The 21,822-nt window shown below is 42.8% G+C and carries 16 protein-coding genes; 8 read left to right on the top strand and 8 right to left on the bottom strand.

Features of this window, described 5'->3' with window-relative positions; all coding sequences use genetic code 11:
• Nucleotides 1-48: 48 nt before the first annotated feature.
• The 8 genes from AC1RM2_RS03550 to AC1RM2_RS03515 form a co-directional block, all read right to left on the bottom strand.
• Nucleotides 49-627, bottom strand: coding sequence for a hypothetical protein (locus tag AC1RM2_RS03550; protein ID WP_492983438.1), 579 nt, complete (start codon nucleotides 625-627; stop codon nucleotides 49-51).
• A gap of 103 nt (nucleotides 628-730) precedes the next feature.
• Entirely contained in the window at nucleotides 731-2,800 is a 2,070-nt protein-coding gene (locus AC1RM2_RS03545; RefSeq protein ID WP_492983436.1) for a hypothetical protein, read from the bottom strand.
• A gap of 162 nt (nucleotides 2,801-2,962) precedes the next feature.
• Nucleotides 2,963-5,035, bottom strand: a complete 2,073-nt coding sequence (locus tag AC1RM2_RS03540) for a hypothetical protein (RefSeq protein WP_492983434.1) — start codon at nucleotides 5,033-5,035, stop codon at nucleotides 2,963-2,965.
• A gap of 39 nt (nucleotides 5,036-5,074) precedes the next feature.
• The gene (locus tag AC1RM2_RS03535; RefSeq protein ID WP_492983432.1) at nucleotides 5,075-5,515 is read right to left on the bottom strand and encodes a hypothetical protein; all 441 of its coding nucleotides are present in this window, start codon (nucleotides 5,513-5,515) and stop codon (nucleotides 5,075-5,077) included.
• 103 nt (nucleotides 5,516-5,618) lie between these two features.
• Entirely contained in the window at nucleotides 5,619-5,810 is a 192-nt protein-coding gene (locus tag AC1RM2_RS03530; protein WP_492983430.1) for a hypothetical protein, read from the bottom strand.
• Nucleotides 5,753-6,460, bottom strand: a complete 708-nt coding sequence (locus tag AC1RM2_RS03525; protein ID WP_492983428.1) for a hypothetical protein — start codon at nucleotides 6,458-6,460, stop codon at nucleotides 5,753-5,755. The genes AC1RM2_RS03530 and AC1RM2_RS03525 overlap by 58 nt, the downstream gene beginning before the upstream one ends.
• Nucleotides 6,461-6,565: 105 nt before the next feature.
• Entirely contained in the window at nucleotides 6,566-7,819 is a 1,254-nt protein-coding gene (locus AC1RM2_RS03520; protein WP_492983426.1) for a PBSX family phage terminase large subunit, read from the bottom strand.
• A gap of 115 nt (nucleotides 7,820-7,934) precedes the next feature.
• Nucleotides 7,935-8,393, bottom strand: coding sequence for a hypothetical protein (locus tag AC1RM2_RS03515; RefSeq protein ID WP_492983424.1), 459 nt, complete (start codon nucleotides 8,391-8,393; stop codon nucleotides 7,935-7,937).
• Between the two features lie 291 nt (nucleotides 8,394-8,684).
• Between AC1RM2_RS03515 and AC1RM2_RS03510 the strand changes: the two genes are divergently transcribed.
• From AC1RM2_RS03510 to AC1RM2_RS03475, 8 genes are all read left to right on the top strand, one after another.
• A complete protein-coding gene (locus AC1RM2_RS03510; protein WP_492983422.1) occupies nucleotides 8,685-9,188 on the top strand; it encodes an Xre family toxin-antitoxin system antitoxin in 504 nt (167 codons plus the stop codon).
• Nucleotides 9,189-9,315: 127 nt separating this feature from the next.
• A complete protein-coding gene (locus AC1RM2_RS03505) occupies nucleotides 9,316-9,780 on the top strand; it encodes an RES family NAD+ phosphorylase (RefSeq protein WP_492983420.1) in 465 nt (154 codons plus the stop codon).
• Between the two features lie 103 nt (nucleotides 9,781-9,883).
• Complete coding sequence (locus AC1RM2_RS03500) at nucleotides 9,884-11,095, top strand: AAA family ATPase (protein ID WP_492983418.1); 1,212 nt, start codon at nucleotides 9,884-9,886, stop codon at nucleotides 11,093-11,095.
• A 1-nt stretch (nucleotide 11,096) separates the two neighbouring features.
• Complete coding sequence (locus AC1RM2_RS03495) at nucleotides 11,097-11,660, top strand: DUF4276 family protein (protein ID WP_492983416.1); 564 nt, start codon at nucleotides 11,097-11,099, stop codon at nucleotides 11,658-11,660.
• A 73-nt stretch (nucleotides 11,661-11,733) separates the two neighbouring features.
• Complete coding sequence (locus tag AC1RM2_RS03490; protein WP_492983414.1) at nucleotides 11,734-12,987, top strand: hypothetical protein; 1,254 nt, start codon at nucleotides 11,734-11,736, stop codon at nucleotides 12,985-12,987.
• 228 nt (nucleotides 12,988-13,215) lie between these two features.
• On the top strand, nucleotides 13,216-13,809 hold the full coding sequence (locus AC1RM2_RS03485) for a hypothetical protein (protein WP_492983412.1): 594 nt from the start codon (nucleotides 13,216-13,218) through the stop codon (nucleotides 13,807-13,809).
• Between the two features lie 155 nt (nucleotides 13,810-13,964).
• Entirely contained in the window at nucleotides 13,965-14,267 is a 303-nt protein-coding gene (locus AC1RM2_RS03480; protein WP_090651108.1) for an RNA recognition motif domain-containing protein, read from the top strand.
• A 263-nt stretch (nucleotides 14,268-14,530) separates the two neighbouring features.
• A complete protein-coding gene (locus tag AC1RM2_RS03475; protein WP_492983410.1) occupies nucleotides 14,531-21,766 on the top strand; it encodes an NHL domain-containing protein in 7,236 nt (2,411 codons plus the stop codon).
• Nucleotides 21,767-21,822 lie beyond the last annotated feature (56 nt).

Raw genomic sequence — 21,822 nt, 5'->3', positions numbered from 1 at the left:
GGCATAATTGGTCTAAAAAAACGGCCAACTAAGAACAGTCTGATATTATTATTTGCCTTTTTTTACTATTTTTTTGAGGGTAAAGTTAAATGATGGGTTAGAAAAAGCCTCTTTATCACCTTGGCCTATTGAATAACCTGTAAAGTCGATATTTCCTGTAACATCCTTTTCAAAGAACCCGTTAACTAAAACTGTATCGCCGCGCAATAATTCTTTAAGCGAATTTTTAAGTATGTTATCTGTTTGATCAACTTTGGCATTCAATACAACGGCATTAAAATCTGGATATTTTTCATCTAATTTAATTCCCTTTGAGATTAATAACGTAACGTCGATATAATTGATTGGATACTTTACCATGCTTATTTCGTGAACAATAGCGGGCCATTCTTTTACATCGGAGTGTAACGTGTCTATGATAAATTTTGAAATGTCACTCTTTCCTTTTTCAATTGCCTCTGTCTTTTTTATCTCATTTTCACTCGCGTTATATGCTGAATCAGCGATGCTAAGTCTTTTGATCAGGGATAGCTCGGTAGCCGGTCGGTTATCAACGGGCTTATTCATATAGCTTTGGTCGCAACTGGCAAGTAAAATTGATAAAAAAAGAATGTAAGGTAATTTCATGTTAAGGTTTAAAACGTTTAGTTGTTTTTTTTGCTAATTTTATTGGTAAAAATAATAAACACATTTGTTTGTTGCAAATAAGCCAACAACTTTATTTTTAGTATCATCCCAGCTTCACCAACTCCACCTTAGTTGGCTGGCCTTTGCGCCAGCTGTCAATTTTATTGATGTAGTAGTAACAGCTGTCCTGCTCCAGGTAAACGGGTATCAGCAAGTCAAGATCCAGGATGTCGTGCGGTGTAAGTAAAAAATAGCGCACTACCTTTTTGGTTTGCTGTAGTATTTTTTCCAGTTCGGGATAATACAGGGTTTTTAAACCTGGTAGCATTTTGCCCTGGCCGTTGCCCGGCATATCGGCAAAGCATAGGTTGTGTTCACCGTCGGGCTTGTAAAAATAGGGTGCCGATATAAAGTCGTTTACAAGCATATCATTGGCTGCGTCGCCATCGGTAAATTTGATGGTTTTGCCTGCCAGCGGCAGTTTGTGATCTATCAATATCCGGGGCGTAACGCCAATGCTGAAACTGTTATCGTCGGATGTATCGTCAATCATTTTTATCTGGGCAACGGTGCCGCCAATATAAGGCCGGTTAAGGGTGGGGGCAAACTGGCTTTCAAACAAATCGGCAGTGGCGGGCAGGGTTTTATCGGCTACTTTTATCTGCGCATCGGCAAAGTTTTTGGGTAGCACATTGTCGTCGGTTTTGTATTTCATGTTGTTTACCTGCGCGTAGCCACCCAGCTGGAAGCTTACGGTTTTACCCTGGTCGAGGCATTTGCTTGTCCAGTTTTTGGCCTTGGGGATATTGCCTACGATATCCTTAAAGGATGCGAAATTAATGGTACGCGTGGTATTGTCGGTTTGGCAGATAACGCCAAATCGCTGCAAGGTATCTTTCAGTAGGTCTTTCTGGCTGATATCCGGAAAAATACGTTCGCATTGAACATCCTGACCATATAACACCTGCTGATTTTGAACCGTTACTGTAAATGTAGCGCCTGCGTATATTGTAAAGTTGTAGGGGGCTTCGCCGTGAAAATCGTACTCGATGTGCAGCTGCTGGCCGGCGCCCAACTCCAGATCGGCTGTTTTGATAACCGTTCCTATGTATGTTTTGCCAGCCTTTAACGATTTACCACTTCCTTCGTATGTATCAAAGCCATCGTCGAAATTAAATGTCTTTATTGCCGGCGACTGCATACCTTCCCCTGGTGTATCCAAAATAATGCTGATATCTACCGAGCTTTTGTTATCACCTGCACTTCCGTAAAAATGGAACCTGGGAATGGTAAGGGTAGCCTGAACCGTAACAGTTTCACGCGCGGTGTATTTTCCATCGGTATAGTGGTTTGTTGGGTCCCATTGTACATTCGGAAAGGCAATAAGGCCGCCGGGTTGATGGCCCGAATTTTTTTTCTCTGCCTTAACGATGTCCATTCCATTGTAATAGCTGATTCCGTTGGTTGCCGGCTGATTTTGGTAATCACTGCCATGGTCAAAATTATCATTGCTAAACTGCGCTATCAGCAGCGGGTAAACCGGGTTTTTAAGTAACGAGCCCGTTGCCTTATACCCGTTACTCACCAGCATCAAATCGATAGCTGTTTTTATAAAAAAGCCCGGCCTTAACTGGCGTACATTGATTTCGTTATCGTTGGTAACCTTGTAAACCAGGCTACCATAATCAACAACAGGCCAAATCCAGCCATCTGTTTTTACTTGCGATTTTGCCGCATTTTCCACAGTCCATTTGTGCTGATAGGCATCGAAGGGTTTGTTAATGCCATACGGCGTTTTGTTATCGCCCATATCATACATCTTACCTTCAATAGCATCAAAAAAATCAACATTGCCGCTTAGCACGGTTATGCTGGCTGTATTTTGTTCGATGGTGTTTAGCTGGGCAATGCCGTAGGGCACAATCTCTAACCCATCCTGTAAAATGCGGGCATCGTAGTAACTGTAGGGTTGGGCAGTAGTAAAGGCCACATCATCGGGGAAGCCCAATATTTGCCGGTTGCGCTGGGTAAGCGGCAGTTTAAACTGGTTGCTGGTATTGCCCTGCTGGTTTTTAACCTCGGCCAGGTTATTAATCTGGAAGGTAAGCGCAATCGGGCTATCGTCGCTCAGATCGGCCTGCTGGTCATTGATATATAATTGTAAATCGTTCATCTTGTTGGTTCATTAGTTCACTGGTTCATTGGTTCATTGGTGCAAAGTTCATTAGTTTACTGGTAAGGCTGGCGTAATAGCTATTAGTTTTGATCCATTGGGCCCCACCTTATCCAACCAGACAAGACCAATGAACTAATAAAACAGTGAACCAATGAACGCTCACTGCGTTTGTATATTGATAGATGGCATATTAAACGTGATGCTGAAAGGGGCCTGGCCGTTGCGGGTTTCATACTCGCTGAAGGTGGCGGTGTTGATGACGATGGTTTGCCATTTAACCGGGTTTTTGTTGACCAGCATTTGTACTTTGGGTGAGTACTTGATGGATTGCAGGCCTTTAATATCAGCTACCGAGAGGTCTTCGGCCATTACTTTCATTTTTTGGCCTGCCGTTTTGCTGATCACTTCTTCAATACCCTGCTGGTTTTCCCAATCGTGTACGTAGTTTTTGATGATGGTGGCATTTTGCACATCAAGGCTAAGCTCCTGGTTAAAAACAAAACGGTAATAATTCCATGAACCGCTCAGCCCAATCCAGCGCAGGTAAACCGATTGATCGTCAACGGCGTCATCTATCCTTAGTGTCTGCGTTTGGGTAACTGTATGTGTGCCATGCTCATCGTCATACTTAAGGGTAAGGTTAAAGTAAAACGCCTCGCGGGGGAAGCTGTTATTAATCATTACCCGGTTTAAGCCCAACTGGCCGGGAACAGGAAAGGTTACCTGATTTTGCGCGGCAATGATGTATTTGCTCCCGTCCTGATTTAGCAGCCATGAGCCATCTTCGTTTAGCAGACTGCTTACCCCGGTTCCGCCGGCTAAGGGCTGGCGGTTAATATTTAGCAAGGTTAATTCGCAGTAGAGTTGCCGGCCAACCATCTCTTCGCTGTAAATAAATCCAATATCAAAAGGATAGCCTATGGAGTAGGCTGGTTCGGTAAAGTCGGTTATCCAGCGGGCGCGTTGGGCGGGGTTAGTTACATTGGCAAAGGGAACAAATGCAGCCAGGTTACCGGCATAGGGTTCACCCAGTTGCTTTGCGGCGTAAACAATATAGTATGGGTGTACTAAATTTACGTACTCCGATGTATGCCCATCGGTTGTGCCATCGTCCCAATGTTGGGCATATTGTATTTGGTAGCTGGCGCTCAGGTTATCGTCGCGGAAATTGGTTTGGGTATAATCGCTGTTATCGATGGGTAGTAAAAGGCTTTGCAAAAAGTTAGATAAATCTGCCTTTACCAGCCCCGTTCCATCGGGCCGGTTGTTTGAGGTGATGGTTTCCTGGCGGCCGGTGAGTTTATCGATATAGGTTATTTGGGTAATTACCTTGTAATAAGGCCGCAAATTATTAATGTTGATAAAGCCTGTTGCATCGCCAATAAATGGCGTTTTTATAACCAGCTGATTATAAGTATAGGGTTTTACTATTTCATAAACACCCTGGTAAAAGCCCGCGTTGATATAAATTTTGTCGCCGGTTTTTACCAGGTAGTCGCCGGCAAGGTTGGTTAGGTTTGTGTTTAGGGTGATGCAGGCGTAGCCGGCTTCGGAATTAACGGTAACGGCCGATACGCTAAAATCTTTACGCTGGTATGTGAACACCACGGGGTTAAATGCCGCGTTCCAGCGGGAGGTATTGCCGCCGATGGTTACCGATGGATCGCTGATCAGCAGATCGGATAGGGTAGGGATGTTTACCGAACCATAGGCGGTACAGCCCAGGCTGTTGCCATCTTTAACTTCGACTGAGAATATACCCCCGCTAAAGTTTGTAAACGTAGCCCCGGTTTGCCACGTGGTACCAGCATCAGTACTGTACAGGATAGGGCCATAGGTTGATGACGCATTAACCGTAACCTGGGCATCGGCTGCCCCAGGCGCAGATTCGGGCTTATCTATATGGATGAAATTGATCTTCAGGTCGCAGGTGTTTACCGGTGGCTCCGGATCGGGCACGGTGCCCAGCTGTGGCGTACTGAAAGTAACAAAGTAACCGGTTATTTTATCGGCAATTAGTCCGCCAAATATTTTGATGCTTTGCCCGGGTATGGTTACCGACCTTGTAGATATGCTGCCGTTTATATTTTGGGTAAAGGTTACAACAACGTTATTGCCATTAACAGGCTGATTAGTTTCAGAATCTGTTAAAAAAATGTGAGCGTCGCCATAAACCTGGTCGTCGCTGGGGCTGGTGGTGTTGGTAATGGTGATGTTTGCTACTATAGCCATATTTTTAATGTTTTGATTTTTAGGTGGTCATAGGTCAGCTTAAAATGTATCGTAGTACATGGTTGGGAGGGTTATAGTTAGCCCAATCCCCGTTGTATTTACATCAAACTTATTATAAACGGGCAGGCATTTTGCCTTGATGCCTGCCTTGATGCGGAAGTACCGGCCTTCGCCCTCGCGGTACTTTGATGCTTTTACTATAAACTGGTTGGCCATTTGCAGCGCCTGCTGCACATAGGTTTCATTATCAGCAGTAAACTGCCCGAAATCTGTTTTGAACAAAAATTCAAGATAGATGGTAAAAGTGTTATCAACAGATCCGTTTACCTGCGGCGATACCTCGATGGGCTGCAGAGGGTACAGAAACACACACGGGAAAGTTTTATCATCTGCCAGGGTGTTTAGCTCGTTTTGGGTACCGTAAGCAAATGTTGGGCTGCCGGTTAATGAGTGTACGATGGTTTCTAATTGGTTGCGCATAAAATTGAGCCCCCCGACCCCCTGAAGGGGGAGTTTTGAATATTTATTGCCTTACAGGGATAGGCGTTGTTAATAATTTAACTGTTGTTCCCCCTTCAGGGGGTTAGGGGGCTAAATCGCCGTACCTTTTCTGGTATTCTGCCTCGGTTTTGTTGAGCAGGAGTTTGGTGAGTACCCTTTCGTAGGGCATGTTCAGGATGATGTCCCATTTGGTGATATCGCCATCGGCAAGGGCGTTTATGGTGTTGATATATTTAAACTTTTCGAACGATTGGATGCCCGCGCGTTTTTCCAAAATTGTTGCAGGCGATGCCAGAAGCTTATTTTCGGTTTCGATAAGCTGGGATAACAGGAAAAAAAATGCTTCGAGATGGGCAGTGCCTCCGTTACCCGCATGTTTTTTATATGGTTGATAAATTCTTCGGCCTGGTATTCGTTATAGGGTTTGCTTGTTACCCGGCAATAAAAATAGTGGGCCAATACCTGGCAACAGGCGTTTAATGATGGGTTAAAGTTTTCTTTCCAGTCCTCTTCGCCAAATTGTTTAATGTGGGTGGTTACCTCATCGGCAATAATCTCCCGTGCGGCCATAAAAGCGCCTGCGGGCTCCACCGATAGGTTATCTAACACTTTTACTGTTTTCGGCCGGTTTTGGCCTGGCAGCAGGAAACTCACCTGTTTGGGTATCGCGTCGCTGTTGTACAGGTATTTAATCTGGTATGCCAGCGCAAGCACGGCGTCAGCAAAAACAAGAAAATCATTGGCATCTTTTACTTGTTGAAGTTCTTGAATAGCTATGCCCGATAAAATGCTGATGGCTTCAATGTCGTTTAAATTGGGTTTGGCCTGCATGGCCATCATTTGCCCAAGCGTAACATCGCTTAATTGAGTGGGAATTTTGATGTGCAGTTTGCCGGTAGTTGTTTTTAAAGTTTTTTCTATCATAATGAGCCCTCCAGCCCCCTGAAGGGGGAGTTTTTGATTGGTTAATTTACAGGGATAATGTTATTGGTTGCCCCAGCCCCCTGAAGGGGGAGTTTTAATGGTCGATTAAAAACGCGAGCCAATTAGTTCATCGAACATGCTGCGGCCAATTGATTTTGGATTATATGGCAGCCGAGATTTTAGTTTGGTGTCGCGATTTATTGTTAGTTTATTTAAAGCCACATACCTTAGCGCATCTATCAAGTGGTTGTAGGAATCTACGGCTTCGTTGATGGTTTTGCCGCTGCGGTCGATGCGCCATTTATAACGGTCGAGCTCCTTGCGCAGGTTAACGCTGGCGCGGGTTACATTTAATTTGTACCTTTTAAGTATATCAATAGAATTGTTGATGCTATCGGCACCTTTTTTTGCCCCGGTGATGTACCAGCCCATGCGTTTAAATTCTTCTATCGATTTTGGCTCGGCGCTATCGGCAATAATCTCGGTTTTAATGCTCAGACCTTCGGCTTTTAGCCTTGTGGCTATATCGGTATTGGTGAGCCCAGTTTGGTATATCAATTCGTGTATCCATAGCTCGCCATTTTGAAGGTATACCTGTAAGCAGGCTGTGGGGTCGTTGGTAAAACCAAAATCCAGGCCGGTGGCAATTAGCCTGGCCTCGGGAGGTATCTGTTCGCAAATATACCAGTTAGGGAATATGAGGCCCGATATTTTACCGGTAAGGCCCCGGGCATACACTTTCCATAATTCGATATCCTCAGTTCTTAGCGATTCTATTTTGGCCCTTACGCTATCATCCAAAAAGGGGTTATGCCTGTGATCGGATATAATGGTTTGTACTCCCGGCCTGCCTATTACCTGTTCATGAACCCAAAAGGTGCTGTTGGGGTTATAATCTATATAAATGCGTTTGCGGGTTCGCAAGGCCAGCTCGGCATAAACCGCGTAGCTGATGCCATTGGCTTCGTTTATAAACAGGTAATCGCGCTTGCCCGATTTGGCGTCCTGCGGATCGGCATAGCTTTTAAATTCGATTAGCGTACCGTTATGGAACTCAAATATCCGGTCGCTTTTATTATAGCTTTTCACCGCCGTTTGTAATACAGCCGAACTATTGTAAATGCTTAGCGCATCGCGCAGCACACCTGCTTTTAAATTGGGGATATCCTGGCCTACTATGGTTATAACCTGTTTGGGTGCCTGGCAAGCTATACAAAACAGCACCTGCCCAATGGCGTAGGTTTTACCCGAGCTTGTGCCACCCTGGTTTACCACAACATGGGCATCGGTATTATAATTTTGCCCAAACAGGATGGATACTTCAAATTTGGGGTCGTCGGTTAGTTGGTCATTAGTCATTTCGCTGCGCTGTCATTAGTCATTGGTCATTTCGCTGTGCTGTCATTGGTCATTGAATGGCGGGCAATCAATTTTCAAATTTTCAAATCCTCAAATTTTCAAATTCGAAAAATCCTCAAATTAAAACATCCACTTCCTTTTCGGTAGATGCAGGTTTGGGGCCGGTGCTGGTCATCTCGACCTTGAGGGTTTTGTGGGTTTCGGTTGATGTTTTAGTTGCTCCCGGCTTGTCATTCCAGCCCATGCTTTTCAGTGCGAATATGGTAGCGGTTGGTTTTTCAAAAAGTAATTGCTGGTATGCAGCTTCAATACGCAATCTGGCATGGTTAAAAGGTCTTGAATACTTTCGCATCTCTTCATATTGCTTAAAATCTGTCATACTATCAAATCCCAGGAATAAAGCCAGGCTGCTAATGGTAGGGAATTCTGGTTCACGGCTATAAATTTTCTGAATTGGTTTTGCTGATCGTCCTTTTGGCTGTGTTAATTCATACTCTCCTTTAATGTATAAAAAATAATCGTCTATCAATTCCCCCAACTGTTGGGCGTTTTTGAATTTATAAGAAGTTTTCATTGTTATGTTTAAAATGCCGATTGGCATAAAGTAGAATCAAATGTAAGGATTATTTTTTAATTATGCTAATTTTTTTGGTAAAATATTTTGGTTCATTGGCTCATTAGTTCATTAGTTCATTGGTCTTGTCTGGCGGTGCATGCCGTTTAATACGGCCGGTTCATAGTATTTTTCGGCGATATCACCATTTTAATTATCGAAGCGATACCAATGAACAAATGAACCAGTGAACCAATGAACTAAAAGAACTAAATTATTTTCTTTTTAAAAAGAAAATAATTACATTTGTGTATGAAATCAGTAAAAGGGCAATATACCACAACAAAGGTTGAGCAGGCGCCTTCAAAGCCGTATGTAATTCCTGAACATGATGCATCGGCATTTATGTTACGTGATTTTTTTGTGCCTTACGAAACGTATTTTAAATCGCCCCTGGCCAAGCTTGGCGCTATAAAACAGGGTTTGCAATCTGCTGCCATTACCGATTTGATTCGTGTTACAGGGGCCACGCAAATTGATGTTGCTAAATGGCTTGATATTACCGAACCAACCCTGCGTAAACACATCCAGGGTTCACGGGATTTGAACCAGGGCCTGAGCGAGCACATTATCCAGCTTTTTGAGCTTTTTAATAAAGGCCTTGATACCTTTGGTACGCTTGATGAATTTAAAAGCTGGTTAAAACATTATAACCCAGGTATTGATGCTGTTCCCTTTGATTTGCTCGATACCATCACCGGCATAAACATTGTAATAACCCAGCTTATTCGTATTGATTACGGGGTACTTGCTTAATTAATTATTGAATTATTGATTGTGCATGGTTGCCTCAAATTTAGATAATCCGACTAAATCAATAATTCAGCAATTCAGTAAATCAATAATTCAATAAATCAATAATTCAGCAATTCAATAATTAAACTTGCTCACCTACCGCATAAGCCAAACCAAATATGCCTATGACCGTAAAGGCTCAGGAATCGACGGGAGATGGAACTCGTTGGGGCAGTATGTAATTTACACCGGCGGTTCGCTGGCGCTTTCCTGTTTAGAGAAACTTGCCCATTCGGTTGGTACGTCGTTACAGAGCGGCGATTTTTCGGTGATCATTATTGAGGTTCCGGATAAGTTGGCTATCACCGAAATTACGATCAGGCAACTTACCAAACTCAACCAACACTGGGCTAAAGTGATTAATTATCCCATTACCCAACAGTTGGGCGATGAGTGGCTGTATAAAATGGAAACCGCGATTTTAAAAGTGCCATCGGCAATTATCGACCTGGAATATAACTACCTGCTTAACCCGGCCCATCCGGATTTCGAAAAAATTAAAATTCGTAGCGTAAATAAATTTACCTTCGATCCCAGGTTAAAGGCGCAATAGGCAATTAAGGTAATTCTATCATAAATTTGACACCTGGTTATTTAAAAATGACAATGACCATTTATATTGTATTTTTGTTGATAAGGGTAAACTAATTAAATAAATGAATAGGATATATTTAGCAGAAGCTAAACTACAGGGTTACCGAACTATTAAAAATCTGGACGTTAAGCTAAACCCAGGTTTAAATATCATTATTGGTAAAAATGGTAGCGGTAAAACCAATTTTATAACATTTTTAAATGACGTTTTAACTTATAACCATAAAAACCTGATTAACAGTAAAACAAGATTGACTTTCACCGGAAAGGATAAATTTGAAATATCTTCCGATAAAACTATCGACATAAATATAAGCGACGCTGCTGATTTTAAAGAGTTTCTTGCCAATGATAACGGAAAATTTATTTTTGAATATAACGGAAAACCTAAACGTTACAACTCTTCTAATTCACTTCAAAAAGAAATTTTAGAAAAAGGGCTATATTGTTTCCCTATTTTGCTACCTCATGGTTTGCGGAATCCTGAAAACAATCTGATTATTTCTTCACCCTTTTCTTTTGAAGTTGGTGGCACCATAGGAAATAACAAGTTGATTGAGACAACCAGTGAGGAACAAAATTCTTATTATTTAAGAACCGTTTCATTTGATTTGTTTGTTGAATTATCTCAAGTTAGAAAAAAACTTAGAAGTGGTAATATTTCAATTGTTGGTGAGTCGACTGAGATTATCTCCAATTATTTTAAACTGCAATGCGACCTTTTCAACCAATCAATTAGTAGCTATCTTCCAATTCAAAAAATTAGGCTAAGTCCATTTTTCAAAGTATACTTTGATGAAAGTAATAAATTGTTAAAAGTGGAAAATGTAGTTTTGGAATATCTTATAAATGATGATTGGTTGCCTTTCTCGAGTCTTTCTGATGGAACCAAAAGAATGTTTTGTTTATATGCAGACATTTCAATAAAAGAAACTCTAAGTGAGCTCCCAGGTGATGATCTAACCGCAGATCGAAGCAGGATAATTTTACTCGAAGAACCTGAATTAGGTATCCACCCGCACCAGTTAGAGCAATTTATGAACTTTTTAAAGATTGCTTCAGAAGATGCGCAGATAATTATTACAACCCACTCGCCCCAGGCATTGGATGTTTTAACTAAGGATACCCTGAGTTCTCTTTTTATATGCAGCCATGACCCTGAGAATGGAACAACCATATCAAACTTAAATGCTAATCAAACCGAAAAAGCAAAAGCTTATATGGATGAAATGTATTTAAGTGATTATTGGCGCTACTCGGATTTAGAAAAATAGTATGAAGATTGGGTTAGTGGGTGAAGCTCCACACGATACAAATTGCATAAGTGTGTTATTGAATCAGATTTATAACGATGTGCTGTTTTTTCCGTTGATTAATCACATTCGCGGATCGCAGCTTGATCAGGTTCAGCCAACCAAAAGATTATTGCGCCTTGAGTACCAATATGAAAAACCTGATCTGGTGATTTTTATCCGGGATTTAGATGGCTTAATTAATGAACAAGACAAAATAAGATTGAGAAAAGAGTACTTTGCCGAATATAGGCGGGTAGTAGATGGCAAAGCTATTTTCCTGTTAAATATTTATGAACTGGAGGCGTTGATATTTTCGGATATAGATAAATTCAACCATATATATAAATGCAATATTCCGCAACACAGCGATCCATCTTCGATACCCGATCCCAAGGGCGAACTTAAGTTGCAAAGCAAAGGAAGGTATTCAGAAACCCATAATTTAAGAATCTTTGAAACTTTGGATATTCAAACAGTTGCTACAAATTGTTCGTATTTTAACCAGTTCTTAAATAGCCTTCAAAATCATCTGGATATTAATTAAGAATTGTCAAGCCGAAAGGTTGAGTAATTATGCTATACTTGCAATTTTACCGAACTTTAAAATGCCAATAATAATGCCTGGCAAAAAAATATTCACTTTTAGCTTTGCACTCATTGTCCTGTTGTTCAGTTGCACGATTTCCTACGCGCAGGATAAAAAGTACATCCCCCTTGGTCACTCTAAACTTAAAGATACCATTGTTGTCGCCCCGGCCGATACCGCCAATGAAAAAGATATTATTGATGTTATCAGCTCGGTTTTTGTTAAGGCTGATAAAAATGCAAAGGTCGATTCTATTGGCACAAAACCTGTTATTTCCATTTTACCGGCTTTTGGCTATACTCTGCAAACATCACTGGCAGCTACCATATCCGGTAATATCGCTTTCCGCACGGCTTTAAAGGCCCGTATATCTACAATAACTGTAAACCCGGCCTATACCGAAAAAAAGCAAATTATAATCCCGCTGCTGGCCAGCATCTGGACGAAGGACAATCAATTTAATATCATCAGCGATTTAAGGTATTTTAAATATCCGCAAAGTACCTTTGGCCTTGGCAGTTACTCTAACATCGCCAACGAAAATCCGCTCGATTACTCTTTTTTCAGGATTAATGAAACGGTGCTACGAAATGTAGGCGGGAACTTTTTTGCCGGCCTGGGTTATATTTTTGACGACCGCTGGAATATGCAGGAAAAAGGCCAGCTAAACGGTGGAGTGTCCGATTACGAAAAATACGGACCCATAAAACGTGCCATATCAACCGGCCTGACTGTTAACGCATTGTTTGATAGCCGCGATAATTCTATAAACCCGGCGCACGGCTTTTATACAGCAATAACTTACCGGGATAACTTTACATTTTTAGGCAGTACAACACCCTGGCGTTCGCTCATTATTGATATCAGGAAGTACTACCATTTGCCTGGCAACTCTGATAACGTTTTTGCCATATGGTCATACAACTGGCTTATACTTAACGGGCGCCCTGCTTACCTTGATTTGCCCTCAACGGCTAATGATCAAAACTTCACAACCGGCCGGGGCTATATCCAGGGGCGTTTTCGTGGCGCCCAGATGATGTATCTTGAGGGGGAGTATCGTTTTAAAATTACCCGCAATGGTTTGTTAGGCGGGGTAATGTTTGTAAATGGCCAGTCGTTTTCGGCAGCACCGGGCAGTGGTTTGCAGGCTGTACAGCCTGGCTACGGGCCTGGCTTGCGTATTAAACTTAATAAAGTATCAAAAACAAATATCGCCATTGATTATGGCTTTGGCCGGGAAGGATCAAAGGGCTTGTTCATTAACGTAGGTGAAGTTTTTTAGGCCTGTAATAAGTATCCGGATACGGCGTGCATACCCTCTTTCGGGGAGCTTGTTAATTAATTATATTGGGGGCTAACCGGTGATATTTTTAATAATATCCTGAACAATAATAAGGTAACGTTATTTATTTATCATAAGGGCGTTAAAAAAAGTTAAATATTTACTGAATTAATTTGAATTGATAAAATTTTAGAATTTTTATTGTTAGCTTTAACCATCAAATAGCCTATGAACGGTATCCGGTTTACTAAATGGTTTGCGTTATATGCCTTGCTCATTTCGATGGTGGTTTCATCCTGCCAGAAAGATGAGAATGTTAAGGATATGGAAACCACTAAGCCGGCAACTGCAGCTGATAGTACTGCCTTAGGTATTATTAATACCCCCGGTAATTTTTTAGCAGGCAAAGGTGTGTTAAAAATAACTATCGAAGATTCTACCTACACTTTTGACGCCGCTACAGATTCAATAGCCTTCATTAACGTACATAACAGCGATAATAAGTATTTTGGTATTACAGCTATTAACAAAGCCCATACCATGAGTTTTGGTATAAGCTCGGAGGGTCTTGCCTCGGGCAGTGTTAACAGCAAGGTTGCCGGCAGCCAGTTTTTATTTACAGTTGACGAGAAAAAGCCACTGCTGCAATACACACTGACTAAATTTGTTGGCAAGGATGACGCGGGCAAAATTACCATTGATAAATACAATAAAGATAATATGATAGCGAAAGGTACATTCTTTACCTTTTTAGCTAAAGACGATAAAGAAAACTCCCCATTTTATCGTGTAGAGGGTAGTTTTGAGCTCCAACTGAAATAATTATCATTCAGTTTAACAGCAGTTATTTATATTGTAAGCCAGTATTGTTTGCGTAATTTAAAGGTAAAAAAGCCGTTGCAACTAAGCTATTTATAAAGGCAGCAGCTAAAATCCCCCTTATTTTTTGTACCTTTATGCAAATTTTAAAGACATTGATGAAAGTATTTATTGCAGGGCTTCCTTTAGAAGTAGATGAGGCCGAATTAACAGCAGTTTTTGGTGATTTTGGGCCGGTTAAGTCCCTCAGGATCATTAAAGACCGCGAAACAAAAGAGAGTAAAGGTTTTGGGTTTGTAGAGATGGTGAACGATAACGAAGCGAAGGAAGCGATAAGGTGTATGAATGGTGCAAGTTATTATGGACGCAGGATTACGGTTAACATAGCCGAAGACAAGGGTCCTGGTTTTAACGGCGGTGGTAACACCGGCGGTGGTAAAGGCGGTTTCAGACGCAACTAAGAGCTTTAAAATTTATTCTTTTTTAAATATAAGCCGGGCATTGCCTGGCTTTTTTATTGGGGTTATTTCCTGCTTTTATTCAATTCAAATGATTGTGCCGGTTATTAGTGTTTTCGAAATAATTGTATAAATTAGGCAATGATTATATGGTGTTATAAAGCTATATAATTAAATATTGATATGCCCAAACCTGCATCTGTTTTTCTGCAATTTCTGAAGAATAAAAACAGGCATCGGTTGGTTTCACAATTTAACCTAAGCACGTGCGCTCATCTGTAAAAATCGGGGTATTCTTTCTGCTTTGGCTGGCGGCTTTAACTGTTTTTGGGCAGGCACCGGTAATTACTTATACAACACCAAATGTTTATAAAGTTGGCACAGGCATACCTGCCTTAATCCCGGCTAATACCGGCGGCGCCGTGCCAGCGACGGTTTACGGCCAGACAGATGTGTTTGCGGGCACTGGTTTACACGGTACACAGAATGGTAATACAAACCAGGCACAGTTTACTGAGCCGTATGGGATGACGATTGACGCCGCGGGCAATATTTACCTGGCCGATGCCGATAACTACCGCATCCGAATGATAACACCTGCAGGCCTGGTATCAACACTTGCCCCGGATGGCATTCCGGGTGGTCCCAATTTTGCTTCACCCAAATTTAACCTGCCACATGGCGTGGTGAGGGACGCCGCGGGTAACCTGTTTGTAGCCAATTATAATAACCACAATATATTAAAAATTGTGCCTGATGGCACAATTACCGTATTTGCAGGCGGGTTATTAATTGGTACGCCGTTGGATGGACAAGGTACGGCTGCCAGTATTATTAACCCCAATGCAATAGCGATTGATGCAGCCGGTACGCTGTATGTATCTGATGGGAATAACCTTATCCGCAAAATTTCTCCCACTGGTTATGTGTATACATTTGTTGGTAGCGGGGCAGCAGCCACAGTTGATGGTAAATACAATACTGCAAGTTTTAACCAGCCGGCCGGTATAGTTGTTGATGCCGCAGGAAATATTTATGTGGCCGAGCAAAGAGGGAATGTGATCAGAAAGGTAACGCCATTTGGTGATGTAACTACTATAGCAGGCAGCGGGCAATTTGGAGCAAATGATGGCACGGGCTCAGCAGCAAGTTTTGCTTCGCCTACCGGCATCACCATTGATAAATCTGGAAATTTATATGTAACCGATTGGGGTAACGGCAAAATAAGAAGAATATCTCCGGATAATGTTGTTACTACCATAGCTGGCGGCGGGCCACAAGGAACAAATAGCGGGGTTGGCAGCCAGGTTTATTTCAATCTTCCGGCGGGTATTATTTTGGATAACGAGGGTAACTTACTTGTATCTGAACTCAATGGCAATATTATCAAAAAGGTTATTGCTACGGGCTATACTATTGATAAAGCGCTTCCGCCCGGTTTAGTATTTGACCCTAAAACAGGTATTATTACCGGAACGCCTACTGTGGTATGGCCACCTACCGATTATAAGGTTACAGCTTATAATGCAGGGGGCAGTAGCAGCTTTACATTAAATATTGAAGTAAAACCCAATGTTTTCCCCCCGGTTACAATAGCCCCTCCCAAAATTAGTTACACAACTCCCAATGTTTATATCGTAAATAAAGTTATACCTGCGTTGACTCCTAAGAACACCGGTGGGCCGGTGCCTGCAACTATTTACGGGCAGGTTACTACTTTTGCAGGTGGTGGCAAAGGCGACTATTTTAACAGCCCAACGCGGCTTGCCCAGGACCCATCCGGGAATTTGTATCTTGCCGATAGGGATAACAACCTGATAAAGAAAATTACGCCCGATGGAGTTGTAACTGTATTTGCAAGTGGGTTCAACCAACCCAATGGAGTTACTGTTGATAGCAAAGGAAATATATTTGTGGCTGATGCTGCAAGTAATCAAATTAAAAAGATTACTCCTGACGGAACTGTTTCTGTTTTTGCAGGTAGCGGCTCGCGCGGAAATGCAAATGGTCCGGCGGGTTCGGCAAGCTTTTATTACCCTTACTCGGTAGTTGCTGATAAAAATGATAACCTTTATGTAGCGGATTCTCAAAATAATCTTATCCGAAAAGTAACACCGGCCGGCGATGTTTCGGTACTTGCAGGAAGTGGAGCTGCCGGGTTTGACGATGGTGATGGTATCCTGGCTTCTTTTTATAGCCCCAGTGGTGTAAATATAGATGCCGATGGAAATATATACGTAGCAGATCATCATAGAATAAGAAAAATAACCCCTGCCGGGGCTGTAATCACTATTGCAGGCAGCGGTGGAATCGGTTCAGCTAATGGAGCTGCGTTGTCAGCAACTTTTAACGGTACTGTCGGTGTAGCAGTTGATGCTGCCGGTAACGTTTATATTGCAGACATATTAAATAACCTGGTCCGGAAAATGGACCCACAGGGAATTGTTACAACGCTTGCCGGTAGTGGTAGTTCGGGGGTTGCCGATGGGGTAGGGGCTTTAGCGAGTTTTAGTCACCCTAACGATGTGCAGGTAAACCCTAACGGCTTTTTATATATAACAGACTCTGGTAGTAGCCTGGTACGAAAAGTTGTTGTTACCGGCTATACCATTGATAAAGCGCTTCCGCCCGGTTTAGTATTTGACCCTACAACAGGCATCATAACGGGCACTCCAACAGTAACCTGGCCTGCAACAGATTATTTGGTTACAGCTTATAATACAGGTGGCAGCAGCAGTTTTACATTAAACATCGAGGTTAAAACCCAAACTACGCCACCGGTACTTGTAGCCCCTCCCAAAATTAGTTACACAACTCCCAATGTTTATATCGTAAATAAAGTTATACCTGCGTTGACTCCTAAGAACACCGGTGGGCCGGTACCGGCAACCATTTATGGCAAGGTAAGCACTTTTGCCGGTAGTGGAGTACAAGGTAATACCGATGGCACAGGCACCGGTGCCACCATGTATTTTCCTTTTACTGTTGCCACCGATTTGCAAAACAATATTTATGTGGCAGATGAAGGTAACCATAATGTGCGCACAATAACACCTGCCGGCGTTGTAAAAACACTGGCAGGCAATGGCAATAGCTTTTCTGTTGACGGAAATGGCCTGGCTGCAAGCTTTGATGTCCCTTTGGGGATATCCACTACTGCAGAGGGTAATATATTTCTTTCAGATGCAGCTTCAAATCTAATACGCCAAATAACCCAGGCAGGTGACGCTACTACGTATGCTGGTAGTGGTGCTCAGGGTTTTGATAATGGGCCGCGCCATACAGCTACTTTTAAAAATTCTGCAGGTACGGTGACCGACGCTGCGGGCAATCTATATATTGCTGATCTGGGCAATAATGTAATCAGGAAAATAGATGGGAATGGCAATGTAAGTACGTTTGCAGGTAGCGGAATTGCCGGTAATGTTAATGATTTGGGTTTGGCTGCCAGTTTTAATGCACCTAACGGACTTGCTATTGATGGTAATGGCAATATATATGTTGCCGATGAAAACAATAACCTTATACGTAAGGTAACACCTGCCGGGCTGGTTTCAACGCTTGCCGGGAGCGGAGTTGCCGGAGCCCAAAATGGTACAGGTACAGCGGCTTCTTTTAATCTTCCAATATCTGTGACTGTTGATGCTGCCAATAATGTCTACGTCGCGGAACTTGGAAACAACCTGATACGTAAAATAACTCCGGATGGTGTGGTGACCACTTTAGCAGGCAGCGGGCAAGGAGGGGCTATTGATGGTATTGGCAGCCAGGCATCTTTTAACGGCAGTACAGGCGTGGCTGCAGATCACAACGGAAACCTTTATGTTGGCGATTTTGGTAACCATAAAGTGCGTAAGATACTGATTACCGGCTATACTATTGATAAAGCCTTACCTGCAGGTTTAGTTTTTGACCCAACAACAGGCATTATTACCGGCACACCTACCGTTTTATGGCCTGCAACAGATTATTTGGTTACGGCTTACAATGCAGGTGGCAGCAGCAGTTTTACATTAAACATCGAGGTTAAAAACCAAACTACGCCACCGGTACTTGTAGCCCCTCCCAAAATTAGTTACACAACTCCCAATGTTTATATCGTAAATAAAGTTATACCTGCGTTGACTCCTAAGAACACCGGTGGGCCGGTGCCTGCAACTATTTACGGGCAGGTTACTACTTTTGCAGGTGGTGGCAAAGGCGACTATTTTAACAGCCCAACGCGGCTTGCCCAGGACCCATCCGGGAATTTGTATCTTGCCGATAGGGATAACAACCTGATAAAGAAAATTACGCCCGATGGCGTTGTAACAGTGTTTGCAAGTGGTTTTAATCAGCCCAATGGAGTTACTGTTGATAGCAAAGGAAATATATTTGTGGCTGATGCCGCCAGTAATCAAATTAAAAAGGTTACTCCTGATGGTACTGTTTCTGTGTTTGCAGGCAGTGGCTCGTCCGGAAGTAATAATGGCCCGGCCGGGGGGGCAAGTTTTTATTACCCTTATTCGGTAGTTGCTGATAAAGATGATAACCTGTATGTGGCCGACTCACAAAACAATTTAATACGCAAGGTAACACCGGCCGGCGATGTTTCGACACTTGCAGGTAGCGGTGTTCCAACATTTGCAGATGGTGACGGTATCCTGGCGTCTTTTAATAGTCCTACTGCTGTAAATGTGGATGCCGATGGCAATGTGTATGTAGCAGACCCGTATAATTACAGGGTAAGGAAAATAACCCCTGCGGGCGCTGTTGTCACTATTGCCGGTAGCGGCGGGGTCGGCTCGAATAACGGAGCGGCATTGTCGGCAACTTTTAATGTTCCTGCCGGTGTGGCAGTTGACGCTGCCGGTAATATTTATGTGGCCGATATATCAAATAACCTGATCAGGAAAATAGATGCGCAGGGAGTTGTTACAACGCTTGCCGGTAGTGGTGGTTCAGGGGCTTTTGATGGGATAGGGGCCTTTGCAAGTTTTAGCCGCCCTAACGACGTACAGGTAAACCCCAATGGTTTTTTATATGTAACAGATTATGGTAACAGTCTGGTAAGAAAAGTAATAGTTACCGGCTACACCATTGATAAAGTACTTCCGGATGGTTTAGCGTTTGACCCGACAACCGGTATCATAACCGGGACGCCAACAGTAACCTGGCCTGCAACAGATTATTTGGTTACAGCTTATAATACAGGTGGCAGCAGCAGCTTTATTGTAAATATTAAAGTAACAGAATTGGGTGGTAGTATTTCGGCTTCAACGGTAAGCGGAAATATAAGTAATTGCGAAAACGTAGCTTCGGCCTCATATCAGCAATTTACGGCTTCAGGTACCCTTTTGTCTGATAATATTAAAGTTACAGCGCCCGCCGGTTTCCTTGTTTCATTAAGCCCAACTGCCGGCTACAATAATTCGATCTCGCTTGCCCAAAGTGGCGGTAAGGTAAGCCCAACAAAGATTTATGTAAAACTGGCTGATAAAGCGATTGCCGGTAATTACGCAGGTAGCGTAATTTTATCATCTGCCGGTGCTACTGATGTTTTGGTACCTGTAAGCGGCGAAGTGCACAAATTACCGGTGGTTGATCCCATATCTGATCAGCCTGGAATTTGTAGCGGTGCCACGCTAACTGTAAACTTTGCAGGTACAGCAGATGTTTACAGCTGGGCAAATAGCGACACCCGTATCGGGCTTGCTGCAAGCGGTACAGGCAATATATCCTTTAAAGCTCAAAATAGCACCAGTGTACCCATAACAGCAACAATAACCGTTACACCAAATTCAACATCGGGCGTGTGCCCTGGTAAACCGGTTACTTTTAAAATTACGGTTACACCTTCTGTTACGCCTGTTGTCGATATTAAGCAAGTGAATGTTACCTGCCCGGGTCAGGTAGTAATATTTAATGCTACGGCAGGTAGTGCGGGCATTAGTCCTGTATATCAATGGCAAGTAAACGGCTCAAATGCGGGTATCAATAATGCGGTATTTAGCAGCAGCACTTTGCAGGCCAATGATTTGGTTACATGTGCAGTTACCAACACCGGCAATTTTTGCAATGTACCGGCTTCGTCAAATACACTTAAAGTATTTTATAAGCCTGATGATGTGCCGCCAACCGTAAGTATAGATAAAGTGGGTGACGTTAGCGGATGTGCAGGGACAGATTTTTCTTTCACGGCTATTGCGGTAAAAGAAGGCATTAACCCAGCCTATCAGTGGTTGTTAAACGGCCTGCCGGTCCCCAATAATACGGGCAAAACCTACACCAGTAATACATTGGCCAACGGCGATAGGATAACATGTGTAGTTATTAATAATGATGGCTGTAATCCAATTGTTTCACCTGTATCAGCACCGGTAAATATTGTTATTTCACCATCTCAGCAGGTAAGCACCGTAGTTATTAATTCGTCGGTTAACATGCCGGTATGTGCAGCAAGTACGCTTACTTTTACCCCAACACCGGCAAACTATCAAACAGCCGCAGGGGTACCAACTTATGTTTGGTATGTTAATGGGAGCATTGTTGGCAATAAAGATACCTATACTACAAATACCCTTATCGAAGGCGACCTTGTGTATTGCGTTATGACTACCTATGAAAAATGTTTTGCCCCGCACCAAACTAAATCAAACACTATTAAAGTAATAAACAGGCAGGCCCCGGCACCGCCCTCGGTGAGCATTAGCCCCAATGGTGGGATTGCTTCTTGTGCAGGCTTTCAGCTTGTGTTTACAGCGGCCAGCCAGGGCGCGGGCAGTAATCCAACTTACCAATGGATGGTGAACGGCCAGCAAATTAATAATCCAGGGAGTGTTTTTACCACGAGTACACTGGCGGCTGGCGATAAAATAACCTGTATAGTGATTAATAACGATGGATGCACATCAGTTTCTTCGCCGGTATCTGAAACTGCTGATATTATTACAACGCCGGTTCAGATAAGCACGGTAACTATTTCGGCTTCTGTAACAATGCCGGTATGTGCTGGAAAAGAAATAACCTTTACACCTACACCCTCAAATTATCAAACATCGGCAGGTGTGCCAACTTATGTCTGGTATGTTAACGGCATGCTCGTAAGTGATAAAGATACTTATACCACCAAAACCTTAGCCGATGGCGACCAGGTTTATTGCATCATGACCACTTATGGCAAGTGTGTTGCCCCCACACCTGCCCAATCAAATATCATCAATATAAGTCTTGCCCCAGAAAGTGGCTGTATAATACCGCCAATAGTTATACCCAATGCCTTTACGCCCAATGGCGATGGTCAGAATGATACCTGGAACATACCGGCCCTGGCAAATTATCCCGGATGTATCGTAAGTGTGTTTAACCGTTATGGGATTTCGGTATTCAGATCGGTAAATTATGCAAAGACATGGAACGGGAATTATAACAACAGCGCGGTGCCATCCGGAACCTATTATTACATTATTGATCCTAAAAACGGCCAGGCAAAATTATCTGGATATGTGGTTGTTATAAGATAGGGGCATAAAGTAAAACAAGCAAAGCCACCCTCGCTCAAAGCAAGTGTTTTTATGTT

This window comes from Mucilaginibacter sp. GW822-FHT03E02 (assembly GCF_058801545.1).
Note: the sequence above shows the minus strand (reverse complement) of the source record. Positions and strands in the feature narration are given on the sequence as shown.

Excerpts from the sequence above, each read along its gene's own strand:
- AC1RM2_RS03550 (WP_492983438.1), bottom strand. The coding sequence starts at position 627 with ATGAAATTACCTTACATTCTTTTTTTATCAATTTTACTTGCCAGTTGC.
- AC1RM2_RS03545 (WP_492983436.1), bottom strand. The coding sequence starts at position 2,800 with ATGAACGATTTACAATTATATATCAATGACCAGCAGGCCGATCTGAGC.
- AC1RM2_RS03540 (WP_492983434.1), bottom strand. The coding sequence starts at position 5,035 with ATGGCTATAGTAGCAAACATCACCATTACCAACACCACCAGCCCCAGC.
- AC1RM2_RS03535 (WP_492983432.1), bottom strand. The coding sequence starts at position 5,515 with ATGCGCAACCAATTAGAAACCATCGTACACTCATTAACCGGCAGCCCA.
- AC1RM2_RS03525 (WP_492983428.1), bottom strand. The coding sequence starts at position 6,460 with ATGATAGAAAAAACTTTAAAAACAACTACCGGCAAACTGCACATCAAA.
- AC1RM2_RS03520 (WP_492983426.1), bottom strand. The coding sequence starts at position 7,819 with ATGACTAATGACCAACTAACCGACGACCCCAAATTTGAAGTATCCATC.
- AC1RM2_RS03515 (WP_492983424.1), bottom strand. The coding sequence starts at position 8,393 with ATGAAAACTTCTTATAAATTCAAAAACGCCCAACAGTTGGGGGAATTG.
- AC1RM2_RS03510 (WP_492983422.1), top strand. The coding sequence starts at position 8,685 with ATGAAATCAGTAAAAGGGCAATATACCACAACAAAGGTTGAGCAGGCG.
- AC1RM2_RS03500 (WP_492983418.1), top strand. The coding sequence starts at position 9,884 with ATGAATAGGATATATTTAGCAGAAGCTAAACTACAGGGTTACCGAACT.
- AC1RM2_RS03495 (WP_492983416.1), top strand. The coding sequence starts at position 11,097 with ATGAAGATTGGGTTAGTGGGTGAAGCTCCACACGATACAAATTGCATA.
- AC1RM2_RS03490 (WP_492983414.1), top strand. The coding sequence starts at position 11,734 with ATGCCTGGCAAAAAAATATTCACTTTTAGCTTTGCACTCATTGTCCTG.
- AC1RM2_RS03485 (WP_492983412.1), top strand. The coding sequence starts at position 13,216 with ATGAACGGTATCCGGTTTACTAAATGGTTTGCGTTATATGCCTTGCTC.
- AC1RM2_RS03480 (WP_090651108.1), top strand. The coding sequence starts at position 13,965 with ATGAAAGTATTTATTGCAGGGCTTCCTTTAGAAGTAGATGAGGCCGAA.